Genomic DNA, 20687 nt, shown 5'->3' on the forward strand with positions numbered 1-20687 from the left:
AATTGACGCGTGACTACGCTCATTCCTTTCGTCACAGACTGACCACATTCATATGACCACTCTTGCTTACCGCAGAGACATCGACGGCCTGCGTGCCATCGCTGTCCTTGCAGTCGTGTTGTTTCACTTTGGCGTACCAGGCATCACTGGCGGTTTTGTTGGCGTTGACGTGTTTTTCGTCATTTCCGGTTTTCTAATCACGTCAATTATTTGGCGTGAGCGTCAAGCCGAACGCTTCAGCTTCATCGACTTCTGGGCTCGCCGCGCCCGGCGTATCTTGCCGGCCCTGTTTGTGATGATCGCGGCGACGCTGGCAGTGGGTTGGTTTCTGTTGGCGCCCAAGGACTATGAAGAGTTGGGGCGGTCTGCGCACTATCAGGTGACCTTTACCTCGAACCTGCTGTTTTCACGCCAGCACGGCTACTTCGATGCCTCATCCGACATCAAGCCATTGCTGCATACCTGGTCGCTCGCAGTAGAAGAGCAGTTCTATATTTTCTTCCCGTTGCTGCTGGCTTTGCTTTCCAGTCGTTTGAAGCACTGGCGCCTGGCATTGTTCGCGGTGCTGCTGGTGTCGTTTGGCATGAGCGTCTGGGCGGTTCAGCATGAGCCGCAGAAAGCTTTCTTCCTGTTGCACCTGCGGGCCTGGGAACTGCTGGCCGGTGCGATGCTGGCGGTGCAGCCCAAGCGTGAATGGCGCGCCTCGCCGGCCTTGGCCCAAGGCGTCAGCCTGGCTTCGCTGGGATTGATCCTCATCGCTGTGCTGGGCTACGACGCTAAAACCCCATTCCCAGGTGCGACTGCCTTGTTGCCCGTGCTGGGGGTGGTCGGGTTGATCTGGGCCAACGGCCAACAACAGACCTGGGTCGCTCGCCTGTTGGGCACGCGGATCATGGTGGGCATCGGGCTGATCTCTTATTCCTGGTACCTCTGGCACTGGCCGGTGTTCGTGTATGCCAACTATGCGGCCGTGGATGGCTTGAGCGCACTGGAACTGGCGGGGCTGATGCTGCTTTCGCTGGTGCTGGGCTACCTGTCCTGGCGCTTCGTGGAAACACCGTTCCGGGAAAAACGTTTGCTGGCCTCGCGTAAGGCGATTCTGGCTTCGGCCATGGTCGGCATTCTGGGGCTGGGTTTCACTGGCCTGGCGATCCGTGAGTTCGACGGCGTGCCTTCGCGCTTGTCCGAACAGGCGTTGCGTTTTGCCCAAGCCAAGAAGTGGAGCCCGGACTTGTTGGCGTGCATGGCCGACAAAGATACTCCCGATGAACGCTTGTTCTGCCATTTCGGCCCCAAAGGCCAATCGGTTTCAGCGTTGGTATGGGGCGACAGTCACGCCACCGCGCTGATACCGGCACTCAAAGACGGCGCTGATCGCCACGATATCAGCCTGGTCGAAGCCAGTTTTGCCGGCTGTATTCCCCTCGATGGCCTGGAAAATATTGCCCGCTGCGCGCATTTCAACCGTCGCGTCGAGAAGGCCATGGCCGAGCAGACATTCAGCGATGTGGTGTTGGCCGCCCGTTGGAGCCTGTATGTATATGGGCAAATGTCGGGTGACAAGGAGCATGCGCTCAAAGACCCCGGCACCGGCCAGTATGTGCGTGCTGTCGCCGAACAACGCTTTGCCCAGGGCTTGCGCGAGCGCATCCAGGGCTTGCGCGCTGCCGGGCACAAGGTCTGGCTGGTCAAGGAAGTGCCGCTGCAGGAAATCATCGTGCCTTACCGTCTCAGCCGTCTGGCCATGATGAACCGCCCCGTGGACGGTGAAGGGCTCGCATTGGCTGAGCATGTGAAACGCCAGGCCTTTATCACGCAATTGTTTGATGAGTTGGCCGCTGCCGACAGTGGTGTCGCGGTGCTGGACCCCGCGCCATTGCTGTGCGGCGCCGATGGGTTGTGCCGGGTCGAACTCAATGGCCGCGCGCTGTATACCGACGATAACCATCTTTCGGACGTCGGCGCGCGACATATCGAAGCCTTCCTGGAGCCGTTGTTCAGTTCTTTGCAATCACGTGGATTGACGGCCAATTAAGCTGCCAGCCGCCCTCAGAGCAGGTAGGATGTACGCCTATTTTACGGGTGGCATGGTTAATGAAATTCAAGGATCTTCGGGATTTCGTGCAGCAACTTGAGCAGCGCGGAGAGTTGAAACGTATCCAGATGCCGATTTCTCCGGTGCTGGAAATGACTGAGATTTGCGACCGTACCTTGCGCAACAAGGGCCCGGCGCTGTTGTTCGAAAACCCGACCGGCTTTGATATCCCGGTGCTGGGCAACCTGTTCGGCACTCCCGAGCGCGTGGCCTTTGGCATGGGCGCCGAGTCTGTCAGCGAACTGCGCGAGATCGGCAAGCTGCTGGCCTTTCTCAAGGAGCCCGAGCCGCCCAAGGGCTTGAAGGACGCTTGGTCCAAGCTGCCGATCTTCCGCAAGATCATCGCCATGGCCCCCAAGGTGGTCAAGGACGCGGTGTGCCAGGAAGTGGTCATTGAGGGCGATGATGTCGACCTGGCCATGCTCCCGGTGCAAACCTGCTGGCCCGGCGACGTCGGCCCGTTGATCACCTGGGGCCTGACCGTCACCAAGGGCCCGAACAAGGACCGCCAGAACCTCGGTATCTACCGTCAGCAAGTCATTGGTCGTAATAAAGTGATCATGCGCTGGCTGAGCCACCGTGGCGGCGCCCTCGACTTCCGTGAGTGGTGCGAGAAGCATCCCGGCAAGCCATTCCCGGTTTCCGTGGCCCTGGGTGCTGACCCTGCGACCATCCTCGGCGCAGTGACACCCGTGCCCGACAGCCTCTCCGAGTACGCCTTCGCCGGGTTGTTGCGCGGTAATCGCACGGAGCTGGTGAAGTGCCGCGGTAATGACCTGCAGGTGCCGGCCACCGCCGAGATCATTCTTGAAGGCGTGATTCACCCAGGTGAAATGGCCGATGAAGGCCCCTACGGCGACCACACCGGTTACTACAACGAAGTCGACAGCTTCCCGGTGTTCACCGTCGAGCGCATCACCCATCGGGTCAAGCCGATCTATCACAGTACCTACACGGGCCGTCCGCCCGATGAGCCGGCCATCCTCGGCGTGGCGCTCAACGAAGTGTTCGTGCCGATCCTGCAAAAGCAATTCCCGGAAATCACCGACTTCTATCTGCCGCCCGAGGGCTGTTCGTACCGCATGGCCATCGTGACCATGAAGAAGTCGTATCCGGGGCATGCCAAGCGGGTAATGCTCGGTGTGTGGTCGTTTTTGCGACAGTTCATGTACACCAAGTTCGTTATTGTCACCGACGACGACATCAATGCCCGGGACTGGAACGACGTGATCTGGGCTATCACCACGCGCATGGACCCCAAGCGCGACACGGTGATGATCGACAACACGCCCATCGACTACCTCGACTTCGCGTCGCCGGTATCGGGGCTGGGCTCAAAGATGGGCCTTGATGCCACGCACAAATGGCCGGGCGAAACCACGCGTGAGTGGGGTCGGGTGATCGTCAAGGATGAAGCCGTGACGGCGCGGGTCGATGCGATCTGGAAAGAATTGGGAATAGATTGATGCGTGTAACCCTGCAACCTTCCGGTGCTGTGCTGGAGCTGGCCCCTGGCGAGCGAATCCTCGAGGGCGCACGCCGCCTGGGCTATGAGTGCCCCCAAGCCTGCCGTAATGGCGTGTGCCATGTCTGCGCGGCGTTGTTGGTTGAAGGCCGCGTAAGGCAGGCCGGGGAGGTGCGCGATCATGGTGAGTTCTACACCTGTATCGCCGAGCCGCTGGAGGACTGCGTGGTGTTGTGGGATGGCGTTCTGGCGCCGGGAGAGTTGCCGTTGCGCCAATTGTCGTGCCAATTGACCGAGTGTGTGCAAGTGGGTGGCGATGTGTGGCGTGTGCGCCTGCGCGCCCCGGCAGGCAAGGCGGTGCGTTACCACGCCGGGCAATACCTGATGATCGAGCGGGACAGCGGCGAGAAGTCGGCGTTCTCCCTGGCCTCGGCGCCCCATGCCGGACGTGAGTTGGAGTTGCATGTGCTGGCACGGGAAGCCAGTGCGCGCAGCCTGATCGAGCAGTTGCAGCGTAACCAGATGGCCCGCGTCGAGCTGCCGTTTGGTGACACTCACCTGGCCGAACTGCCGGATGGGCCACTGGTACTGATGGCTGCCGGCACCGGCATGGCGCAGATGCACAGCCTGATCGAGCATTGCCGCGCTTCAGGCTTCAAGCACCCGGTGCATCTGTACTGGGGCGTGCGCCTGCCGGAAGATTTCTACGAGATTGAGCACTGGGATCAATGGCTGCAATTACCCAACCTGTTCCTGCACAAAGTGGTCAGCGACCTGTGTGGTTGGGAAGGGCGCTGTGGTTTGCTGCATGAAGCGGTGTGCGAAGACATTGCCGACCTCAATAGCGTGTACGTCTACGCCAGCGGTTCGCCGGCGATGATCTACGGCACCCTGGACGCACTGGTCAACGCGGGCATGGATGCGCACCGGATGCGCGCCGACGTCTTCGCTTATGCCCCAAGGCCCTAATACCTTGCGCTGAATAATGTGGGAGCTGGCTTGCCTGCGATGACGGCCTGCTAGCCGAAGCCTATCTACCTGACACCCCTCGATCCAACTGTGGGCTTGCTCGCGAAGGCGGCCTGGCAGTCAACACCGTTGGATTTTGTGCATATCCATTGCTGCGGTAACGGCTACTTAGGGTTCCGCCCTGACGGCGGGTCACTTTGGAAAAGCCCCAAAGTAACCAAAGGGCTCTTGCCCCACCACTCGGCACCTCGCCTGGGCTCGGTGTGCCCGTAATCCGCCAGTGATTTGGGGGGCCGCCGCCACGCGCCATCCATGGCGCGGGGCGGCTAAACCGGCATCCCTGCCGGTTTACCCCCCAAATCACTGGCGAATTCCGGCCAGCGTGGTTTAACGGGGCGCCTGAGATCAAGATCAAAAGCAGATCAAAAGCAGATCAAGAGCAAGAGCGGCTCGCTTCGCATCGTGGTTACCGTCTGCTGTTACAACCCACAAAGTTGTGTAGATACCTATGCTGCGATAGCGGTGGGTCAGCGCCTTATTTGATGGCTGGCACACCGCTATCGCAGGCAAGCCAGCTCCCACCGGGGACCGTGCTTTGTCAGAAGCGCACTCCAGTCGTCACCATGGCCGCGTTGAACCCGAGTAACACCAACTCAGCCGCCACCGGCCCGTAATGCGTGCCCACCGATGGAATGATCACCGGCGCCACGCCGAATCGGTTCAACGGGATCTTGTCGCGGTACTCGCCGCGATAGCCCTGGAGCAGCCCGCCGGTCAACTTTGCATACACCGGGTACTCGGCCATGTCATAGCGCTTGCCCACATAGGCGTAGTACGAGCGCTGGCGAAACGAGTTGCGAAAAGTCACCCCGCCGTACAGCAGGCCCGATGCCTCGTTGCGTTCCAGGCCGATCAAGTCCTGCTTGTTGTTGTGCTCTGGGTCTGGCGCGAAGTGCCGGGTGTAGACGCTGGTCTGGGCGTACCAGAAGCCTTTGTCGTCGTTGGCGGGTGGGGTTTCGCTCGCCAGAGCGGTGGTGGCTTGGGCCAGGAACAACAGCCCAGGCAATCGAAATTTTTTCATGGGGCGACCTCGATAGTCGATGTGATGAACGGCTAAGTGGGTCGTTGTGTGCGCGCTATTTTGACGGCTTGGCACCCGCCCAGGCTGAACCGGGGCTGACAGTAGCGGGATTAACCGTGCAGATCCTGACGAGTGGCGGGCGTTGATTACGCTCAATGGGACTTTTTCGCCGTACGGTTACAGCGCTGCGTTTTATTACGGTAAAGTCGCTTACAACTGGTAACACACAGGAGGCGCACCGCATTTCGCCATGACCGCCATTGAAACCGATCTTCTGCAATTGGCTTACCCTCCGCGACTCGATCTTGGGCCGCAACTCACCCACGAACAGTTAATGAGCTCGATGCAAGCCACCATGGCTCGGCATAAGGGTGGGCCGGTGTGGCTATTTGCTTATGGTTCGCTGATCTGGCGCCCTGAATGTTCCTCCACCGAACGCGTTCGGGCACGGGTCCACGGTTATCACCGGGGCTTGTACCTGTGGTCCCACGAGCATCGGGGTACGCCGGAGTTGCCGGGGTTGGTGTTCGGGCTGGATCGCGGTGGTTCCTGCAGCGGGTTCGCCTACCGTTTGCCGGAAGATCAGTTGGAGGCCTCGCTGTATGCCCTGTGGCAACGCGAGATGCCTTACCCCTCTTACCGGCCGCACTGGCTCAGCTGCCGATTGCAAGATGGCAGTACCGTGCAGGCGTTGGGGTTTGTGTTGGAGCGGCATTTGCCCAGCTATGCCGGCAACTTGCCCGATATCGTGCTTAACCATGTGCTGCAAAGCGCTTGCGGGCGTTACGGCACCACTCGCGATTATGTCGAGCAGACCGTGAACGCCCTGCGTAGCCACGCCATGCCAGATAAAAACCTGGAGGCGCGGCTCAAGCGTTGTGCCAAGGATTGCCCGGGCGGTTAGCGCGCCGAGCTGACACTGTTGGTGTGCCACAGCGTAGGGATCAGGAACGCGATCGCCAGTACGCAGGCGCCAATCAGCAGTACGAAACCACCGTCCCAGCCGAAATGGTCAACTGTGTAGCCCATGGCCGCACTGGCCGCTACCGAACCGCCCAGGTAACCGAACAAACCGGTGAAGCCTGCTGCGGTGCCCGCGGCTTTCTTCGGAGCCAGTTCCAGCGCCTGCAGGCCGATCAGCATTACCGGGCCGTAGATCAGGAAGCCGATGGAGAACAGCGCAATCATGTCGATCATCGGGTTGCCCGGCGGGTTGAGCCAGTAAACCAGGGTTGCCACGGTCACTAAGGCCATGAACACGATGCCGGTCAGGCCGCGGTTGCCACGGAAGATCTTGTCCGACATCCAGCCGCACAGCAGCGTGCCCGGAATGCCTGCCCACTCGTAGAAGAAGTACGCCCAGGACGACTTATCGACCGTGAAGTGCTTGGCTTCTTTCAAATAGGTCGGCGCCCAGTCCAGTACGCCGTAGCGCAGCAGATAGACAAACACGTTGGCAAAGGCGATGTACCAGAGCATTTTGTTGCGCAGCACGTATTTGACGAAAATTTCCTTGGCGCTGAATTCGTCTTCGTGGCTGGCGTCGTAGCCTTCTGGGTAGTCGTTCTTGTATTTCTCGATAGGCGGCAGGCCCACCGATTGCGGGGTGTCGCGCATGGTGATGAAGGCAAACGCCGCGACCGCCAGGGCCACGGTGGCCGGCACATAGAACGCCGCATGCCAGTCGTTGAACCACGCCATGCCCAGCAGGAACAGCGGGCCGATCAGGCCGCCGCCGACGTTATGCGCCACGTTCCACACGGACACCACGCCGCCGCGTTCTTTCTGCGACCACCAGTGCACCATGGTGCGCCCACTTGGCGGCCAGCCCATGCCCTGGGCCCAGCCGTTGATGAACAGCAAAATGAACATCATGGTCACGCTGGACGTTGCCCAAGGCGCGAAACCGAAAATGAACATCACCCCCGCCGAAACCAGTAGGCCAAAGGGCAGGAAATAGCGCGGGTTGGAGCGGTCGGACACCAGGCCCATCAGGAATTTGGACAAGCCGTAGGCAATCGCAATCGCCGACATCGCCAGGCCCAGTTCACCACGGGTGTAACCCTCGTCGATCAGGTAAGGCATGGCCAGGGAGAAGTTTTTGCGCAGCAGATAGTAGCCGGCGTAGCCAAAGAAAATACCTGCGAAGATCTGCCAGCGCAGTCGTCGGTAGGTACTGTCTATTTTTTCTTCAGGCAGGGGCGCCTGGTGTGCGGCAGGACGAAAGAAAGCAAACATTCAAGAGCTCCAAATTTCTTGTTTTGACTGCGGATGCGAATGTTACAGTTTCGTTACCGAAAATAGCATCGCCTCTTATCCGCAAACACAGGAAACGCGAGCAATTGCATGTTCTTTTACGAACATGTCGCTAATAGATAAGTTGTGGTCGTGAGTGGGTTTTGGATAGATCGGTGAACCCAATGTGGGAGCGGGCTTGCTCGCGAATGCGCAGTGTCAGTCGACCTGACTTTGACTGACAGTGCGCATTCGCGAGCAAGCCCGCTCCCACACGGACCCCATTTCAGCGGGTCTGGACGACGACCTTACCCACCGCCTTGCGCTGTCCCAGGTCATTGATCGCCTGTGCCGCCTGTTCCAGCGGATACACCTGCGACACCAGCGGCTTGAGCTTGCCCTCGCCATACCAAGTGAACAATTGCTGGAAATTCGCCGCATTGTCCTGTGGCTGGCGTTGGGCAAACGAGCCCCAGAACACCCCGACCACCGCTGCGCCCTTGAGCAACGCCAGGTTCACCGGCAGTTCAGGAATACGCCCGCTGGCGAAACCCACCACCAACAGGCGCCCATTCCAGGCGATCGAACGAATGGCCTGGTCAAACAGGTCACCACCCACTGGGTCGTAGACAACATCGGCGCCGTTGCCATCGGTCAGGCGCTTGACCTCATCCTTGAGGCTGGCTTCGCTGTAGTTGATCAGCTCATCGGCGCCGGCGGCCTTGGCGACTGCGAGTTTGTCGGCGCTGCTGGCGGCGGCAATCACCCGGGCGCCCATGGCCTTGCCAATCTCTACCGCAGCCAGGCCCACGCCGCCGGACGCGCCAAGCACCAGCAAAGTCTCGCCGGGTTGCAGGTTGGCGCGTTGTTTCAGCGCATGCATGGAAGTGCCGTAGGTCATGCTGAAGGCGGCGGCGGTGTTGAAATCCATGCTCGGCGGGATCGGCAGCACGTTATAGCCGGGCACCGCGACCTGCTCGGCAAAGCTGCCCCAGCCGGTCAACGCCATCACGCGGTCACCGACTTTCAGGTGGCTGACTTTCTCACCCACCTCGCTGACTACGCCCGCCGCTTCGCCACCGGGTGAGAACGGAAAGGGTGGCTTGAACTGGTATTTGCCTTCGATGATCAGCGTGTCCGGGAAATTCACCCCGGCCGCATGCACGTCCAACAGGATTTCATTCTTCTTGATCGCCGGGCTGGCGATCTCTTCCAGCACCAGGGTTTCGGCGGGGCCGAAGGCTTTGCACAGCACAGCTTTCATCGGACTATTCCTTTTGGCGTCGTGGCCGATAAGTGTAGGAGGGTACGCCCGTGGGTCAACGAGCATGCCCACGCCTGATAAGCCCCCATAAGCTTGTGCTCAGCCTTGCTAGCGTTATGCTACCCGGCAACCGAATTCGAGGAATGAACTGTGAAAGCGTGGATCCTGTTGATGCTGGCCCTGACCTTGCCGATGGCAGCCCAGGCCGAAGAGGCCAAAGAGGGCGAGGCGCCGAAGGTCAGCTATATCAGCCTGAGCCCGCCGTTCGTGGGCAATTACGGCCTGGATGGCACCGCGAAACTCAAGGTATTCAAGGCCGACATCGCGCTGCGCGTGACTGGTGATGAGGCGGCAAAGTTGGTCAAGGCCAACGATCCGTTGATTCGTAACCAATTGGTGGCGCTGTTTACCCAGCAGACCAACGAGACCATGAGCAGTGTGGAAGGCAAGGAAAAGCTGCGCCAAGAGGCGTTGAAGCAAACGCAGCAAGTGATGAACGATGAAACCGGCAAGCCGGTGGTGGAAGACCTGCTGTTCAACAACCTGATCATCCAGTAGGAGCGAGCTTGCTCGCGAAAAACGTCAACGATAACGCGTGCTTCCTGGATAAACGCGGCGCCTGTGAGTTTTTCGCGAGCAAGCTCGCTCCTACAAGAAACCAGGGTTAGTTAAAGCAACTGAAGGACCACCGCCCACTGCTCCGGTGTGACCGCCATGACAGAAAGCCGGCTGCCCTTCTGCACCAGCGGCATTTCAGCCAGTGCAGTTTGCTGCTTTAGGTAGCCGAGCCCCAGCACCTTGGGAAAGGTCTGCACGTGCGCGACGTCGATTGCGCTCCACGGGTTTTTCTCCGTTGTAGCCTTGGCGTCGAAATAGTGGCTTTCTGGTTCCAGTGCGGTGGGGTCCGGATAGGCGGCTCGAGTGATTTTGCCGATGCCGGCAATCCCAGGCTCCGGGCAACTGGAGTGGTAAAAGAAAAACTCGTCGCCCACGGCCATGGCGCGCAAAAAGTTGCGTGCCTGATAGTTGCGAACCCCGTCCCAGCGCGCTTCGCCGAGCTTTTCCAGGCCGTTGATAGAGAGTTCGTCGGGCTCGGATTTCATCAGCCAGTAGGCCATTTTTGGGCTCCTGAAAAAGGCATTGGGCAAGTTGTCGGGCAATTGCATGACAAACCGACAGTCGGTTGGCGTCAAGGTTTGCGTGTTGGTTCACGTTACCGCAGAATGCGCGCTTTTAAGCTTGACGCAGCTGCAACGGACTACTTTGGAACGTTGTTGTCATCGTGTACGAGGTGCCTGAAAGGGGGGCAATCGATGCAACGTAAGCCGGATTTACTATGGATTTTGGTTATTTTGTTTGGTCTGGGCGTCGTGACCACCGGTTATGCCCAAAGCCTGTGGTCGAACAAGACCGATGCACCGGTTGAACTGGCTCAGCAGCAGCCACAACCGTTCAAGCGTTAACTCAAGCATTCACTAAGGCGCCGCTGTTTCCAGCGGCGTTTGTGCGACATACCACTGCTTATCGGTCACCGTCCCCGCCAACGGCACATCCCAGCTTGCCTGCGCCAGGCGTTCGACTTTCTGGCATTCATGGGCCAAACCCAGCAACGTTGGCTTGCGCCAGCTCTGGCGGCGGGCAAGATAGGCCAGGCTGCGGTCGTAAAACCCGCCGCCCATGCCCAGGCGCCCACCTACATCATCGAACCCCACCAACGGTAACAACACCAGGTCCAGCGCCCAGACCTTGCGTTGACGACGGGCATTGACCCGTGGCTCAAGGATGCGAAAGCGGTTGGGCAGCAACTTATCCCCAGGCCGTACGCGCTGGAACACCATCTTGGTGCGCGGCCAGGCGCTGAGCACCGGCAGGTAAGTGGCTTTGCCGCGGCGCTGGGCTGCACGCAGCAGCAGGCGCGGATCGATTTCACCGTCCGTGGGCAGATATAAAGAGATATGTTTGGCCCGGCGAAACAGCGGGTGCTGTGCCAGTTGCCGGTAAAGACCGTGAGCGGCCTGGCGCTGCTCGCTTGGCGTGAGGGCGCGGCGGGCCTTGCGCAACATGCGTCGAAGGTGCGGACGAGATAGCGGCGCAGGTTCGGTCATGATTTTCGGCTCATAAAACAATGCCAGTCCGGGGACTGGCATTGAGTTTGGGAAATTCAGGCTCCCCGACAGAGCCGCTGTCGACTTAGCCCTTGAACCCGAAAGTTCAAGGTGGAAGAAGCAGTAGGCTTTAAGGCTTTCCGTCTAGCGGACATGCACACCAGCCCAACGTGCAACTTCCAGGGTAGTGCGAATCGGCTCAGGGACATCGCCGACTGGCAAACACGCCAGGGAGTGGGGCGAGTATACCTTAAACCTGCTCGGCAATCAGCCCTTGGGTGTGTCTGAATCGGTGGAAAGCACCAGATCCACGCGATCGAGCAGGTCACGCACCTGCTCGCGCGTCGAGCCGCTTGCCTGTACGTCAGGGCGCTCCTGCTTATGCAGCAGGTCGTGGGTGATATTCAGCGCGGCCATCACGGCGATGCGGTCGGCGCCGATCACTTTGCCGCTGCTGCGGATTTCGCGCATCTTGCCGTCCAGGTAGCGGGCAGCGCTCACCAGGTTGCTGCGTTCTTCCTGGGGGCAGATGATCGAATATTCTTTGTCGAGGATCTGCACGGTAACGCTATTGCTTGAACTCATGAGTCTTGCTCCAGGGCCTTCAGGCGCGAAATCATCGATTCGACCTTACGCCGGGCGATTTCGTTTTTTTCAATGAGGTGAGCGCGTTCCTCGCGCCAGGTCTTTTCCTGAGCTAATAGGAGTCCGTTTTGACTCTTAAGTTGCTCGACCCGATCAATTAGCAGTTCGAGTCTGGCCATCAGCGCTTGCAGGTCGGTGTCTTCCATTGGGTTCCACTGGATTTGTCTGATGAATGGCAACTGCAGGATAAACGATCTGACGCCCTCGATAGTCTTGGTGCGTCTGCCGGTGCTAGGATACAGCGCTCCATTCTAGACATTGCGCCGTCTGGCGCCTAGCTCACCATGCCCATTCAGAATTCCCCGTACGACGCTTTTTCCAAACTGCTGAGCACCAGCGGCCATCCATGCTCGCCTGCTGAACTGCACGGCGTGCTGTTGGGCCGCAGTTGCACCGGCGTGGGCTTTGATGCCGACAACTGGCTGGCCGATGTGGCCGAGCTGCTGGAAACCGAACCCACCGACAATGTGCGCAACGCATTGATCGGCCTGCAAGAAATGGTCAAGGGCGAGCTGACCGGTGATGACGTCACCGTGGTCCTGCTGCTGCCTACCGACGACGCCCCGCTGGCTGATCGCGCCGCTGCGCTGGGCCAATGGTGCCAGGGTTTCCTCCACGGTTTCGGCGTGAATGCCGGCGGCCTGGAGCTGAGCACCGACGCCAAGGAAGTGCTGCAGGACCTGGCGGCCATCTCCCAGGTGCAAGACGCCCTGGAAGAATCCGAAGACGGCGAAGGCGACTACATGGAAGTCATGGAATACCTGCGCGTCGCGCCGCTGCTGCTGTTCACCGAGACCCGCAAGTCCGCTGAGCCCGCCGCGCCCAAGCCGTCGCTGCACTGAGAAAGGAAGCCCATCTGCCCATGATCCATATCCCCAAAGCGGAATACACCCGGCGCCGCAAGGCGCTCATGGCGCAGATGGAACCCAACAGCATCGCGATCCTGCCGGCCGCCGCAGTGGCCATCCGCAACCGCGATGTCGAGCATGTCTACCGCCAGGACAGCGACTTCCAGTACCTGAGCGGTTTCCCCGAACCCGAAGCGGTGATCGTGCTAATGCCCGGTCGCCAGCACGGCGAGTACGTGCTGTTCTGCCGCGAGCGCAATGCCGAGCGCGAATTGTGGGACGGCCTGCGTGCCGGCACCGAGGGCGCGATCCGCGACTTTGGCGCTGACGACGCATTCCCCATTACCGATATTGACGACATCCTGCCCGGCCTGATCGAAGGTCGCGACCGCGTGTACTCGGCCATGGGCAGCAATGCAGAGTTCGACCGGCATGTGATGGAGTGGATCAACGTGATCCGCTCCAAAGCGCACCTGGGCGCCCAGCCGCCGAACGAATTCGTTGCCCTGGATCATTTGCTTCACGATATGCGCCTGTATAAATCGGCGGCAGAGGTGAGGGTGATGCGCGAGGCGGCGCGAATTTCCTGTGCGGCCCATGTGCGGGCGATGCAGGCCAGCCGTGCCGGTTTGCATGAGTTCAGCCTGGAAGCCGAGCTGGATTACGAGTTTCGCAAAGGCGGCGCGAAGATGCCGGCCTATGGCTCCATCGTCGCCGCCGGGCGCAACAGCTGCATCCTGCATTACCAGCAGAATGACGCGGTGCTCAAGGATGGCGACCTGGTGCTAATCGATGCCGGCTGTGAGATCGATTGCTACGCCAGCGACATCACCCGTACCTGGCCGGTCAACGGCAAGTTTTCGCCCGAGCAAAAGGCGATCTACGAGATTGTGCTGGCCTCCCAGGAAGCCGCCTTCAAGCAGATCGCGCCGAACAAACATTGGAACCAGGCCCACGAGGCGACCGTGCAGGTCATCACCGCCGGCCTGGTGAAGTTGGGGTTGTTGCAAGGTGATGTTGACGAGCTGATCGCCAGCGAAGCCTACCGCGCCTTCTACATGCACCGTGCTGGCCACTGGCTGGGCATGGATGTGCATGATGTGGGCGAGTACAAAGTGGGCGGTGAATGGCGCGTGCTGGAAGTGGGCATGGCCTTGACCGTTGAGCCGGGCATCTATATTTCCCCGGACAACCAGAACGTGGCAAAGAAATGGCGTGGCATTGGCGTGCGCATCGAGGACGACGTGGTAGTGACCAAGCAAGGCTGTGAAATCCTGACCGGCGGTGTGCCCAAGACCGTTGCCGAGATCGAAGCGTTGATGGCGGCTGCCCGATGAGCCGGGTCAACCTGGCGATTATCGGCGGCGGCCTGGTGGGCGCCAGCCTGGCTCTGGCATTGCAAGCGGGGGCGAAGGAGCGGGGCTGGAAGATCGTGCTGATCGAACCCTTTGCGCCGGGCGACAGCTACCAGCCGAGCTACGATGCGCGCTCTTCTGCGCTGTCGTTTGGCGCACGCCAGATTTACCAGCGGCTGGGCCTGTGGCAAGCCATTTCCCGGCGCGCCGAGCCGATCAAGCAGATCCATGTATCGGACCGTGGGCGTTTCTCCACCGCGCGCTTGTCCGCGATGGAGGAGGGCGTGCCGGCCCTGGGTTATGTGGTGGAAAACGCCTGGCTCGGCCAATGCCTGTGGCAAGGCTTGGACAAGGACGTGGTGAGCTGGCGCTGCCCGGCAGAAGTCACGCGCATGGAGCCGCTGCCCGATGGCTATCGCCTGACCCTCAACGATGAAACCGTGCTGGAATGCGACCTTGCGGTACTGGCCGATGGCGGCCGCTCCGGCTTGCGTGAGCAACTGGGCATTGGCGTGAAAACCCGGCCCTACAACCAGAGCGCCCTGATCGCCAACATCACCCCGAGCGAAGCCCACAATGGCGAGGCGTTCGAGCGCTTTACCGATGAAGGCCCCATGGCCTTGCTGCCGCTGCCGGACAACCGTTGCGCGCTGGTCTGGACCCGCATCGGCATGGACGCTCAGCGCCTGGCCAGCCTTGACGAGCGTAGCTTCCTGAGCGAACTGCAGGGTGTGTTCGGGTATCGCCTGGGCACTCTCAAACAAGTGGGCGCCCGTCACCTGTACCCGTTGACCCTGGTGGAAGCCGAAGAGCAAGTGCGCTCGCACCTGGCCGTTCTCGGCAATGCCGCCCACAGCCTGCACCCGATTGCCGGACAGGGGTTCAACCTGTCCCTGCGCGATGCCAGTGCCTTGGCCGAAGCGCTGTTGGCCGGGCCGGCGGTGCCGGGTGACCTGGCGACGTTGCAAGGCTATCGCGAGCGCCAGCGCCTGGACCAGCAACTCACCGTAGGCTTCTCCGACCAGGTCACGCGCCTGTTCGGCAGTGCTCAGCCATTGGTGGCGCTGGGCCGCAATATGGGCTTGCTCGGCCTCGACCTGTTGCCACCGGCCAAACGCTGGTTCGCCCGTCAGGCCATGGGCCTGGGCACGCGTTCCGATGTTTGAAGCGGACCACACCTTTACTTGCGGCCTGTGCCGCACACGAGACAAGGCTTGAATATGGACATGCGCGCAGATGTGCTGATTGTCGGGGCCGGAATGGTCGGAAGCGCCCTGGCGCTGGCGTTGCAGGGCAGTGGCCTGCAGGTGCTGCTGCTCGACGGCAGCCCATTGAGCGTCAAGCCGTTTGAGCCGGCTGCGGCGTTTGAACCGCGGGTGAGCGCGTTGTCGGCGGCCAGCCAGCGCATTCTTGAACGCCTGGGCGTATGGGACGGCATCGTAGAGCGGCGTGCCAGCCCCTATGGCGAAATGCAGGTATGGGACGGCAGCGGCACCGGGCAGATCCACTTCTCGGCGGCCAGTGTGCATGCCGAGGTGCTTGGGCATATCGTCGAAAACCGCGTGGTGCAGGATGCCTTGCTCGATCGCCTGCATGACTGCGACCTAGGCCTGCTGGCCAATGCACGCCTGGAACAGATGCGCCGCTCTGGCGATGACTGGTTGCTGACCCTGGCCGACGGCCGCAAGCTGCGCGCGCCGCTGGTGGTGGCCGCCGACGGGGCCAACTCCGCCGTACGCCGCCTGACCGGTACACCTACCCGCGAATGGGATTACCTGCATAACGCCATCGTCACCAGCGTGCGCAGCAGCCAGCCGCACCAGCGCACCGCGTGGCAACGCTTCACCGACACCGGCCCGCTGGCGTTCCTGCCGCTGGTGCGCGATGGGCAGGAAGACTGGTGCTCGATTGTCTGGTCGACCACGCCTGCTGAGTCCGAGCGCTTGATGGCGCTGGATGATGAACGCTTCTGCCGCGAACTGGAACGTGCCTTCGAAGGGCGCCTGGGCACCGTGGTCAGTGCTGACCCGCGTGTGTGCGTACCGTTGCGCCAGCGCCATGCCAAACGCTATGTGGCCGAAGGCCTGGCATTGATCGGCGACGCCGCCCACGTCATCCACCCGTTGGCAGGGCAGGGCGTGAACCTGGGCTTCCTCGATGCGGCCGTGCTGGCCGAAGTGCTGCTGGCGGCGACCGAGCGCGGCGAGCGCCTGGCCGATGTGAAAGTGCTGAGCCGTTACGAGCGACGCCGCATGCCCCACAATCTGGCGCTGATGGCGGCAATGGAAGGCTTCGAGCGCTTGTTCCAGGCCGATCAACTGCCGCTGCGCTGGCTGCGCAACGCGGGTTTGAAAATCGTCGACCAGATGCCCGAAGCCAAGGCAGTGTTCGTGCGCCAGGCGCTGGGGCTGACTGGCGATCTCCCCGAACTCGCCAAACCCTGACCTGACAATACAACCCTCTGTGGGAGCCGGGCTTGCCCGCGATGAGGCCGTCAGCTCCAGCGCATATTCTGGCTGTGCAACATCTGGTAACGCCTCCACCAAGCGTTACCAAATGTGAGTCCTTATCATTTGCCCTCCATTTGCAAATGAGAGACCGCACCCATGTTGGCACCCAAGCGCCTCCTGACTGCCCTGGCACTCACCCTGATCGGCAGCACCACCGCGCAGGCGGCCGACGAAGTCGTGGTCTACTCCTCGCGTATCGACGAGCTGATCAAGCCCGTATTCGACGCCTACACCAAAAAGACCGGCGTGCAGGTCAAGTTCATCACCGACAAGGAAGCCCCGTTGATGCAGCGCATCAAGGCCGAGGGCGAGAACGCCACCGCCGACCTGCTGCTCACCGTTGACGCCGGCAACCTCTGGCAGGCCGAGCAGATGGGCATCCTGCAACCGTTCACCTCGCCTGTCATCGACAAGAACATTCCTCTGCAATATCGCTCATCGGCCCACGCCTGGACCGGTTTGAGCCTGCGTGCGCGAACGATCGCCTACTCCACCGACCGGGTAAAACCGGGCGACCTGACCACCTACGAAGCCCTGGCCGACAAGCAGTGGGAAGGCCGCCTGTGCCTGCGCACGGCGAAAAAAGTCTATAACCAGTCGCTGACCGCCACGTTGATCGAAACCCATGGCGCGACCAAGACCGAAGAAATCATCAAGGGTTGGGTGAATAACCTCTCCACCGACGTGTTCTCCGATGACATCGCCGTGCTGGAGGCCATCAACGCCGGGCAATGCGACGTGGGTATCGTCAACACCTATTACTACGGTCGCCTGCACAAACAGAAGCCAGACCTGGCGGTGAAATTGTTCTGGCCGAACCAGGGCGATCGCGGTGTGCACGTGAACCTCTCCGGCATCGGTCTGACCAAGCACGCGCCGCACCCGGAAGCAGCCAAGGCGCTGGTGGAGTGGATGACCACGCCTGAGGCACAGAAGATCTTCGCCGACGTCAACCAAGAGTTCCCGGCCAACCCGGCGGTACCGCCATCGGCGGAAGTGGCGACCTGGGGCAAGTTTGTGGCCGATACCTTGCCGGTGGAAGTGGCAGGCAAGCGCCAGGCCGAGGCGATTCGCCTTATGGATCGCGCTGGCTGGAACTGAAGCCGCGCCGCTCAACTGTGGGAGCTGGCTTGCCTGCGATTGCATCACTTCGGTATCACTGATACACCGAGGTGCTTGTATCGCAGGCAAGCCAGCTCCCACATTGGTTAGCGGCAGCTTCAACATCTTTATTTTTCTGAGAGCTTTTCCTTGGCCCACCCCGCCCAACGTCGCTGGTACCTGCCGGTCTTCAGCGTCGCCGCCCTGGTGCTGTTGCCGCTGAGCGTGCTGCTGCTGTCCTGGCAAAGCATTGACCCGCAGATCTGGTCGCACCTCTGGGACACTCAGATGCCCCGCTTGCTGGGCAACACCTTGACCCTGGTGCTTGGGGTCGGCCTGGGCGTGACGCTGCTGGGCGTCAGCCTGGCCTGGCTGACCAGCCTGTGCGAATTCCCCGGGCGGCGATGGCTCGATTGGGCATTGATGTTGCCCTTTGCAATCCCTGCCTATGTGTTGGCCTTCGTGTTCGTGGGCCTGCTGGATTTTGCCGGGCCGGTGCAAACCCTGCTGCGCGAGTGGTTCGGCACCGGGCTGCGTTTGCCACGGGTGCGCTCCACCAGCGGCGTGGTTATCGTATTGGTGTTGGTGTTCTATCCCTATGTCTACCTGCTGGCGCGTAGCGCGTTCCTGGCCCAGGGCAAAGGCTTGATGGAAGCGGCGCGGGTACTGGGGCAATCGCCATGGCAAGCGTTCTGGCGCGTGGCATTGCCAATGGCGCGGCCAGCGATTGGTGCCGGTGTGGCCCTGGCGTTGATGGAGACACTCGCGGATTTTGGCGCGGTCTCGGTGTTCAACTTCGACACCTTCACCACCGCTATCTATAAAACCTGGTACGGCTTTTTCAGCCTGTCCAGCGCCGCGCAACTGGCCAGCCTGCTGCTGCTGGTGGTGATGCTGGTGCTGTATGGCGAACGGCGCGCGCGCGGGGCCAGCCGACCGAGCAATGAGCGCCCGCGGGGCAAGGCGTTGTACCACTTGCGCGGGTTCAAGGCCGTGGCGGCCAGCGCCTGGTGCAGTCTGGTTTTCGCCTGTGCGTTCGTGATTCCGATGCTGCAACTGGTGGCGTGGTTCTGGCAGCGTGGCCGTTTCGACCTGGATGAGCGGTACACCGGGCTGATCGTGCATACCCTCTACCTGGGCGGGATCGCAGCCCTGATCACGGTCAGCGTGGCGCTGATACTGGCCTTTGCCAATCGTCTGGCGCCGACCCGCGCGATTCGCTCCGGTATCAGCCTGGCCAATGTCGGCTATGCCTTGCCGGGCTCGGTGCTGGCGGTGTCGATCATGCTGGCGTTCAGTTACCTGGACCGCGAGTTGGTGGTGCCGCTCTCCGGATGGCTGGGCGGGGCGGGCAAGCCTTTGCTGCTGGGCAGCCTGTCGGCACTGGTGCTGGCGTATCTGGTGCGGTTCCTGGCGGTGGCCTACGGGCCGCTGGAAAACAGCCTGGCGCGCATCCGGCCGTCTTTGCCCGAAGCGGCACGCAGCCTTGGGGTGAGCGGCCCACGACTGTTTTGCAAAGTGTATCTGCCGTTATTGCTGCCGGGCACGTTGAGCGCAGCGCTGCTGGTGTTTGTGGATGTGCTCAAGGAAATGCCGGCCACCTTGCTGATGCGCCCGTTTGGCTGGGATACCCTGGCGGTGCGGATCTTTGAAATGACCAGTGAAGGCGAATGGGCGCGGGCGTCTTTGCCGGCGCTGACCCTTGTGCTGGTCGGCTTGTTGCCGGTCATCGGGCTGATCCGTCGCTCGGCTCGGCAAATCGGTTAGGTGCCAGTCCTACGGCTTGAGGCTACAATGCGCGGCATTCGGTGCGCTCCGTCTTTCGGATCGACCTGCTGTATGTGGCTGCGGGCCTTGTAGTACAAGGTGTTCGGCGCAAGTGGCAGCTCTGCGCGCCTTCGCCAAGCCCGGAAGGAGAAACCCATGGGACAGCGTACGCCTCTGTATGACCTGCATCTCGCCCTCGGCGCGAAAATGGTCGATTTTGGCGGTTGGGATATGCCTTTGCATTACGGCTCGCAAGTTGAAGAACACCACCAGGTGCGGCGCGACTGCGGGGTCTTCGATGTATCTCATATGACCGTAATCGATGTCACCGGCCCCCAGGCCAAGGAATGGCTCCAGTACCTGCTGGCCAATGATGTCGACCGACTGCACGGCTGTGGCCGTGCGTTATACAGCGCCATGCTCAACGAGCAGGGCGGGGTGGTGGATGACATGATCGTCTACCGCACCGAAACTGGTTACCGCCTGGTGGTCAACGCCGCCACGCGCGATCAGGACATGGCCTGGATGCAGGCGCAACTGGGCAGCTACGCAGTGCAACTGCATGAGCGCTCCGAGTTGGCCATGCTCGCCATCCAAGGCCCCCACGCCCGGCAAAAAATTGCCGAACTGGTGACCCAGTCCCGTGGCATCCTGATCCATCAGCTCAAACCGTTCGAAGGCCGGGCCGACGGCGACTGGTATATCGCCCGCACCGGCTATACCGGCGAAGACGGCCTCGAAATCGTGCTGCCGGCCGATCAGGCTCCGGGCTTTTTCAACGACCTGGTAGGCGCTGGCATTTCCCCCATCGGCCTCGGTGCGCGCGACACCTTGCGCCTGGAGGCCGGCATGAATCTGTATGGCCAGGATATTCACCAGGCCGTCTCGCCCCTGGCGGCCAACATGGCCTGGAGCATCGCCTGGGAACCTGTCGAGCGTAACTTCATTGGCCGCGCCGCGCTGGAAGCAGAAAAGGCGGCCGGCGTGCAGTTCAAACTGGTGGGGCTCGTCCTCGAAGAACGGGGTGTGCTGCGTGCTCATCAGGTGGTTCGTATCGCCAATGTTGGCGAAGGAGAGATCACCAGTGGTAGTTTCTCGCCTACGCTAAGCAAATCCATTGCGCTGGCGCGTGTGCCGACGGCGACTGCCGACCGGGCCGAAGTGGAAATCCGCGGCAAGTGGTATCCGGTTCGAGTGGTCAAACCGACCTTCGTGCGCCATGGCAAAACCTTGATCTAACCAATTCC

20 protein-coding genes and 1 other RNA gene are annotated in these 20687 nt (G+C 61.1%); 13 read left to right on the forward strand and 8 right to left on the reverse strand.

Annotated features, from left to right (window positions below):
• The first annotated feature begins 52 nt into the window (after nucleotides 1-52).
• From V8689_RS01140 to V8689_RS01150, 3 genes are read left to right on the forward strand one after another with little or no spacing between them, the layout of a single operon-like run.
• Nucleotides 53-2035: an acyltransferase family protein gene (locus V8689_RS01140; protein WP_056791063.1), complete on the forward strand. Its 1983-nt coding sequence runs from the start codon at nucleotides 53-55 to the stop codon at nucleotides 2033-2035.
• Nucleotides 2036-2094: 59 nt separating this feature from the next.
• Nucleotides 2095-3561 carry a 4-hydroxy-3-polyprenylbenzoate decarboxylase gene (gene ubiD, locus V8689_RS01145; protein ID WP_003195329.1) on the forward strand — a complete coding sequence of 489 codons (1467 nt, stop codon included), beginning with the start codon at nucleotides 2095-2097 and terminating at the stop codon, nucleotides 3559-3561.
• On the forward strand, nucleotides 3561-4529 hold the full coding sequence (locus V8689_RS01150) for a CDP-6-deoxy-delta-3,4-glucoseen reductase (protein ID WP_056791067.1): 969 nt from the start codon (nucleotides 3561-3563) through the stop codon (nucleotides 4527-4529). The genes ubiD and V8689_RS01150 overlap by 1 nt, the downstream gene beginning before the upstream one ends.
• Nucleotides 4530-5127: 598 nt before the next feature.
• Here V8689_RS01150 and V8689_RS01155 read toward each other — a convergent pair.
• Complete coding sequence (locus V8689_RS01155; protein WP_056791070.1) at nucleotides 5128-5610, reverse strand: hypothetical protein; 483 nt, start codon at nucleotides 5608-5610, stop codon at nucleotides 5128-5130.
• A gap of 250 nt (nucleotides 5611-5860) precedes the next feature.
• Here V8689_RS01155 and V8689_RS01160 point away from each other — a divergent pair, with 250 nt between their 5' ends.
• Entirely contained in the window at nucleotides 5861-6514 is a 654-nt protein-coding gene (locus V8689_RS01160; RefSeq protein WP_003195322.1) for a gamma-glutamylcyclotransferase, read from the forward strand.
• On the opposite strand, the gene glpT is transcribed toward V8689_RS01160, so the two are convergent.
• Both glpT and V8689_RS01170 read right to left on the reverse strand, forming a co-directional pair.
• Entirely contained in the window at nucleotides 6511-7848 is a 1338-nt protein-coding gene (gene glpT, locus V8689_RS01165) for a glycerol-3-phosphate transporter (protein ID WP_032878817.1), read from the reverse strand. The genes V8689_RS01160 and glpT overlap by 4 nt on opposite strands.
• Nucleotides 7849-8131: 283 nt before the next feature.
• Nucleotides 8132-9109, reverse strand: coding sequence for an NADPH:quinone oxidoreductase family protein (locus V8689_RS01170; protein ID WP_056783176.1), 978 nt, complete (start codon nucleotides 9107-9109; stop codon nucleotides 8132-8134).
• Nucleotides 9110-9259: 150 nt separating this feature from the next.
• Between V8689_RS01170 and V8689_RS01175 the strand changes: the two genes are divergently transcribed.
• Nucleotides 9260-9667 (forward strand): flagellar basal body-associated protein FliL, encoded by a 408-nt coding sequence (locus V8689_RS01175; protein WP_056783173.1) that lies wholly within the window; start codon nucleotides 9260-9262, stop codon nucleotides 9665-9667.
• 110 nt (nucleotides 9668-9777) lie between these two features.
• Here V8689_RS01175 and V8689_RS01180 read toward each other — a convergent pair whose 3' ends face one another.
• Entirely contained in the window at nucleotides 9778-10227 is a 450-nt protein-coding gene (locus V8689_RS01180; protein ID WP_056783170.1) for an EVE domain-containing protein, read from the reverse strand.
• 195 nt (nucleotides 10228-10422) lie between these two features.
• On the opposite strand from V8689_RS01180, the gene V8689_RS01185 reads away from it, so the two are divergent.
• Complete coding sequence (locus tag V8689_RS01185) at nucleotides 10423-10572, forward strand: hypothetical protein (protein ID WP_010207387.1); 150 nt, start codon at nucleotides 10423-10425, stop codon at nucleotides 10570-10572.
• A 12-nt stretch (nucleotides 10573-10584) separates the two neighbouring features.
• On the opposite strand, the gene V8689_RS01190 is transcribed toward V8689_RS01185, so the two are convergent.
• From V8689_RS01190 to V8689_RS01205, 4 genes are all read right to left on the reverse strand, one after another.
• Nucleotides 10585-11214 (reverse strand): 5-formyltetrahydrofolate cyclo-ligase, encoded by a 630-nt coding sequence (locus tag V8689_RS01190; RefSeq protein WP_056783169.1) that lies wholly within the window; start codon nucleotides 11212-11214, stop codon nucleotides 10585-10587.
• Nucleotides 11215-11272: 58 nt separating this feature from the next.
• Nucleotides 11273-11451: non-coding RNA, 6S RNA (gene ssrS, locus V8689_RS01195), on the reverse strand.
• Nucleotides 11452-11481: 30 nt separating this feature from the next.
• Nucleotides 11482-11799, reverse strand: a complete 318-nt coding sequence (locus V8689_RS01200) for a cell division protein ZapA (RefSeq protein ID WP_014720410.1) — start codon at nucleotides 11797-11799, stop codon at nucleotides 11482-11484.
• A complete protein-coding gene (locus V8689_RS01205; protein ID WP_003177365.1) occupies nucleotides 11796-12005 on the reverse strand; it encodes a TIGR02449 family protein in 210 nt (69 codons plus the stop codon). The genes V8689_RS01200 and V8689_RS01205 overlap by 4 nt, the downstream gene beginning before the upstream one ends.
• A 138-nt stretch (nucleotides 12006-12143) precedes the next feature.
• Between V8689_RS01205 and V8689_RS01210 the strand changes: the two genes are divergently transcribed.
• The 7 genes from V8689_RS01210 (at nucleotide 12144) to gcvT (ending at nucleotide 20679) form a co-directional block, all read left to right on the forward strand.
• The gene (locus tag V8689_RS01210) at nucleotides 12144-12701 is read left to right on the forward strand and encodes a YecA family protein (RefSeq protein WP_056783168.1); all 558 of its coding nucleotides are present in this window, start codon (nucleotides 12144-12146) and stop codon (nucleotides 12699-12701) included.
• 20 nt (nucleotides 12702-12721) lie between these two features.
• On the forward strand, nucleotides 12722-14044 hold the full coding sequence (pepP, locus tag V8689_RS01215) for a Xaa-Pro aminopeptidase (RefSeq protein WP_003195303.1): 1323 nt from the start codon (nucleotides 12722-12724) through the stop codon (nucleotides 14042-14044).
• Nucleotides 14041-15228, forward strand: coding sequence for a 2-octaprenyl-6-methoxyphenyl hydroxylase (ubiH, locus tag V8689_RS01220; protein WP_056783166.1), 1188 nt, complete (start codon nucleotides 14041-14043; stop codon nucleotides 15226-15228). The genes pepP and ubiH overlap by 4 nt, the downstream gene beginning before the upstream one ends.
• 60 nt (nucleotides 15229-15288) lie before the next feature.
• Nucleotides 15289-16506: a 2-octaprenyl-3-methyl-6-methoxy-1,4-benzoquinol hydroxylase gene (locus V8689_RS01225; protein ID WP_168220205.1), complete on the forward strand. Its 1218-nt coding sequence runs from the start codon at nucleotides 15289-15291 to the stop codon at nucleotides 16504-16506.
• A 162-nt stretch (nucleotides 16507-16668) separates the two neighbouring features.
• Nucleotides 16669-17673, forward strand: coding sequence for an extracellular solute-binding protein (locus V8689_RS01230; protein WP_056783163.1), 1005 nt, complete (start codon nucleotides 16669-16671; stop codon nucleotides 17671-17673).
• A gap of 150 nt (nucleotides 17674-17823) precedes the next feature.
• Nucleotides 17824-19440 carry an ABC transporter permease gene (locus V8689_RS01235; RefSeq protein ID WP_020301817.1) on the forward strand — a complete coding sequence of 539 codons (1617 nt, stop codon included), beginning with the start codon at nucleotides 17824-17826 and terminating at the stop codon, nucleotides 19438-19440.
• A 156-nt stretch (nucleotides 19441-19596) separates the two neighbouring features.
• Nucleotides 19597-20679 carry a glycine cleavage system aminomethyltransferase GcvT gene (gene gcvT / locus V8689_RS01240; RefSeq protein ID WP_056783162.1) on the forward strand — a complete coding sequence of 361 codons (1083 nt, stop codon included), beginning with the start codon at nucleotides 19597-19599 and terminating at the stop codon, nucleotides 20677-20679.
• The last annotated feature ends 8 nt before the right edge of the window (nucleotides 20680-20687 follow it).

This window comes from Pseudomonas sp. AK181 (assembly GCF_051122975.1).
GTDB lineage: Bacteria > Pseudomonadota > Gammaproteobacteria > Pseudomonadales > Pseudomonadaceae > Aquipseudomonas > Aquipseudomonas lactis.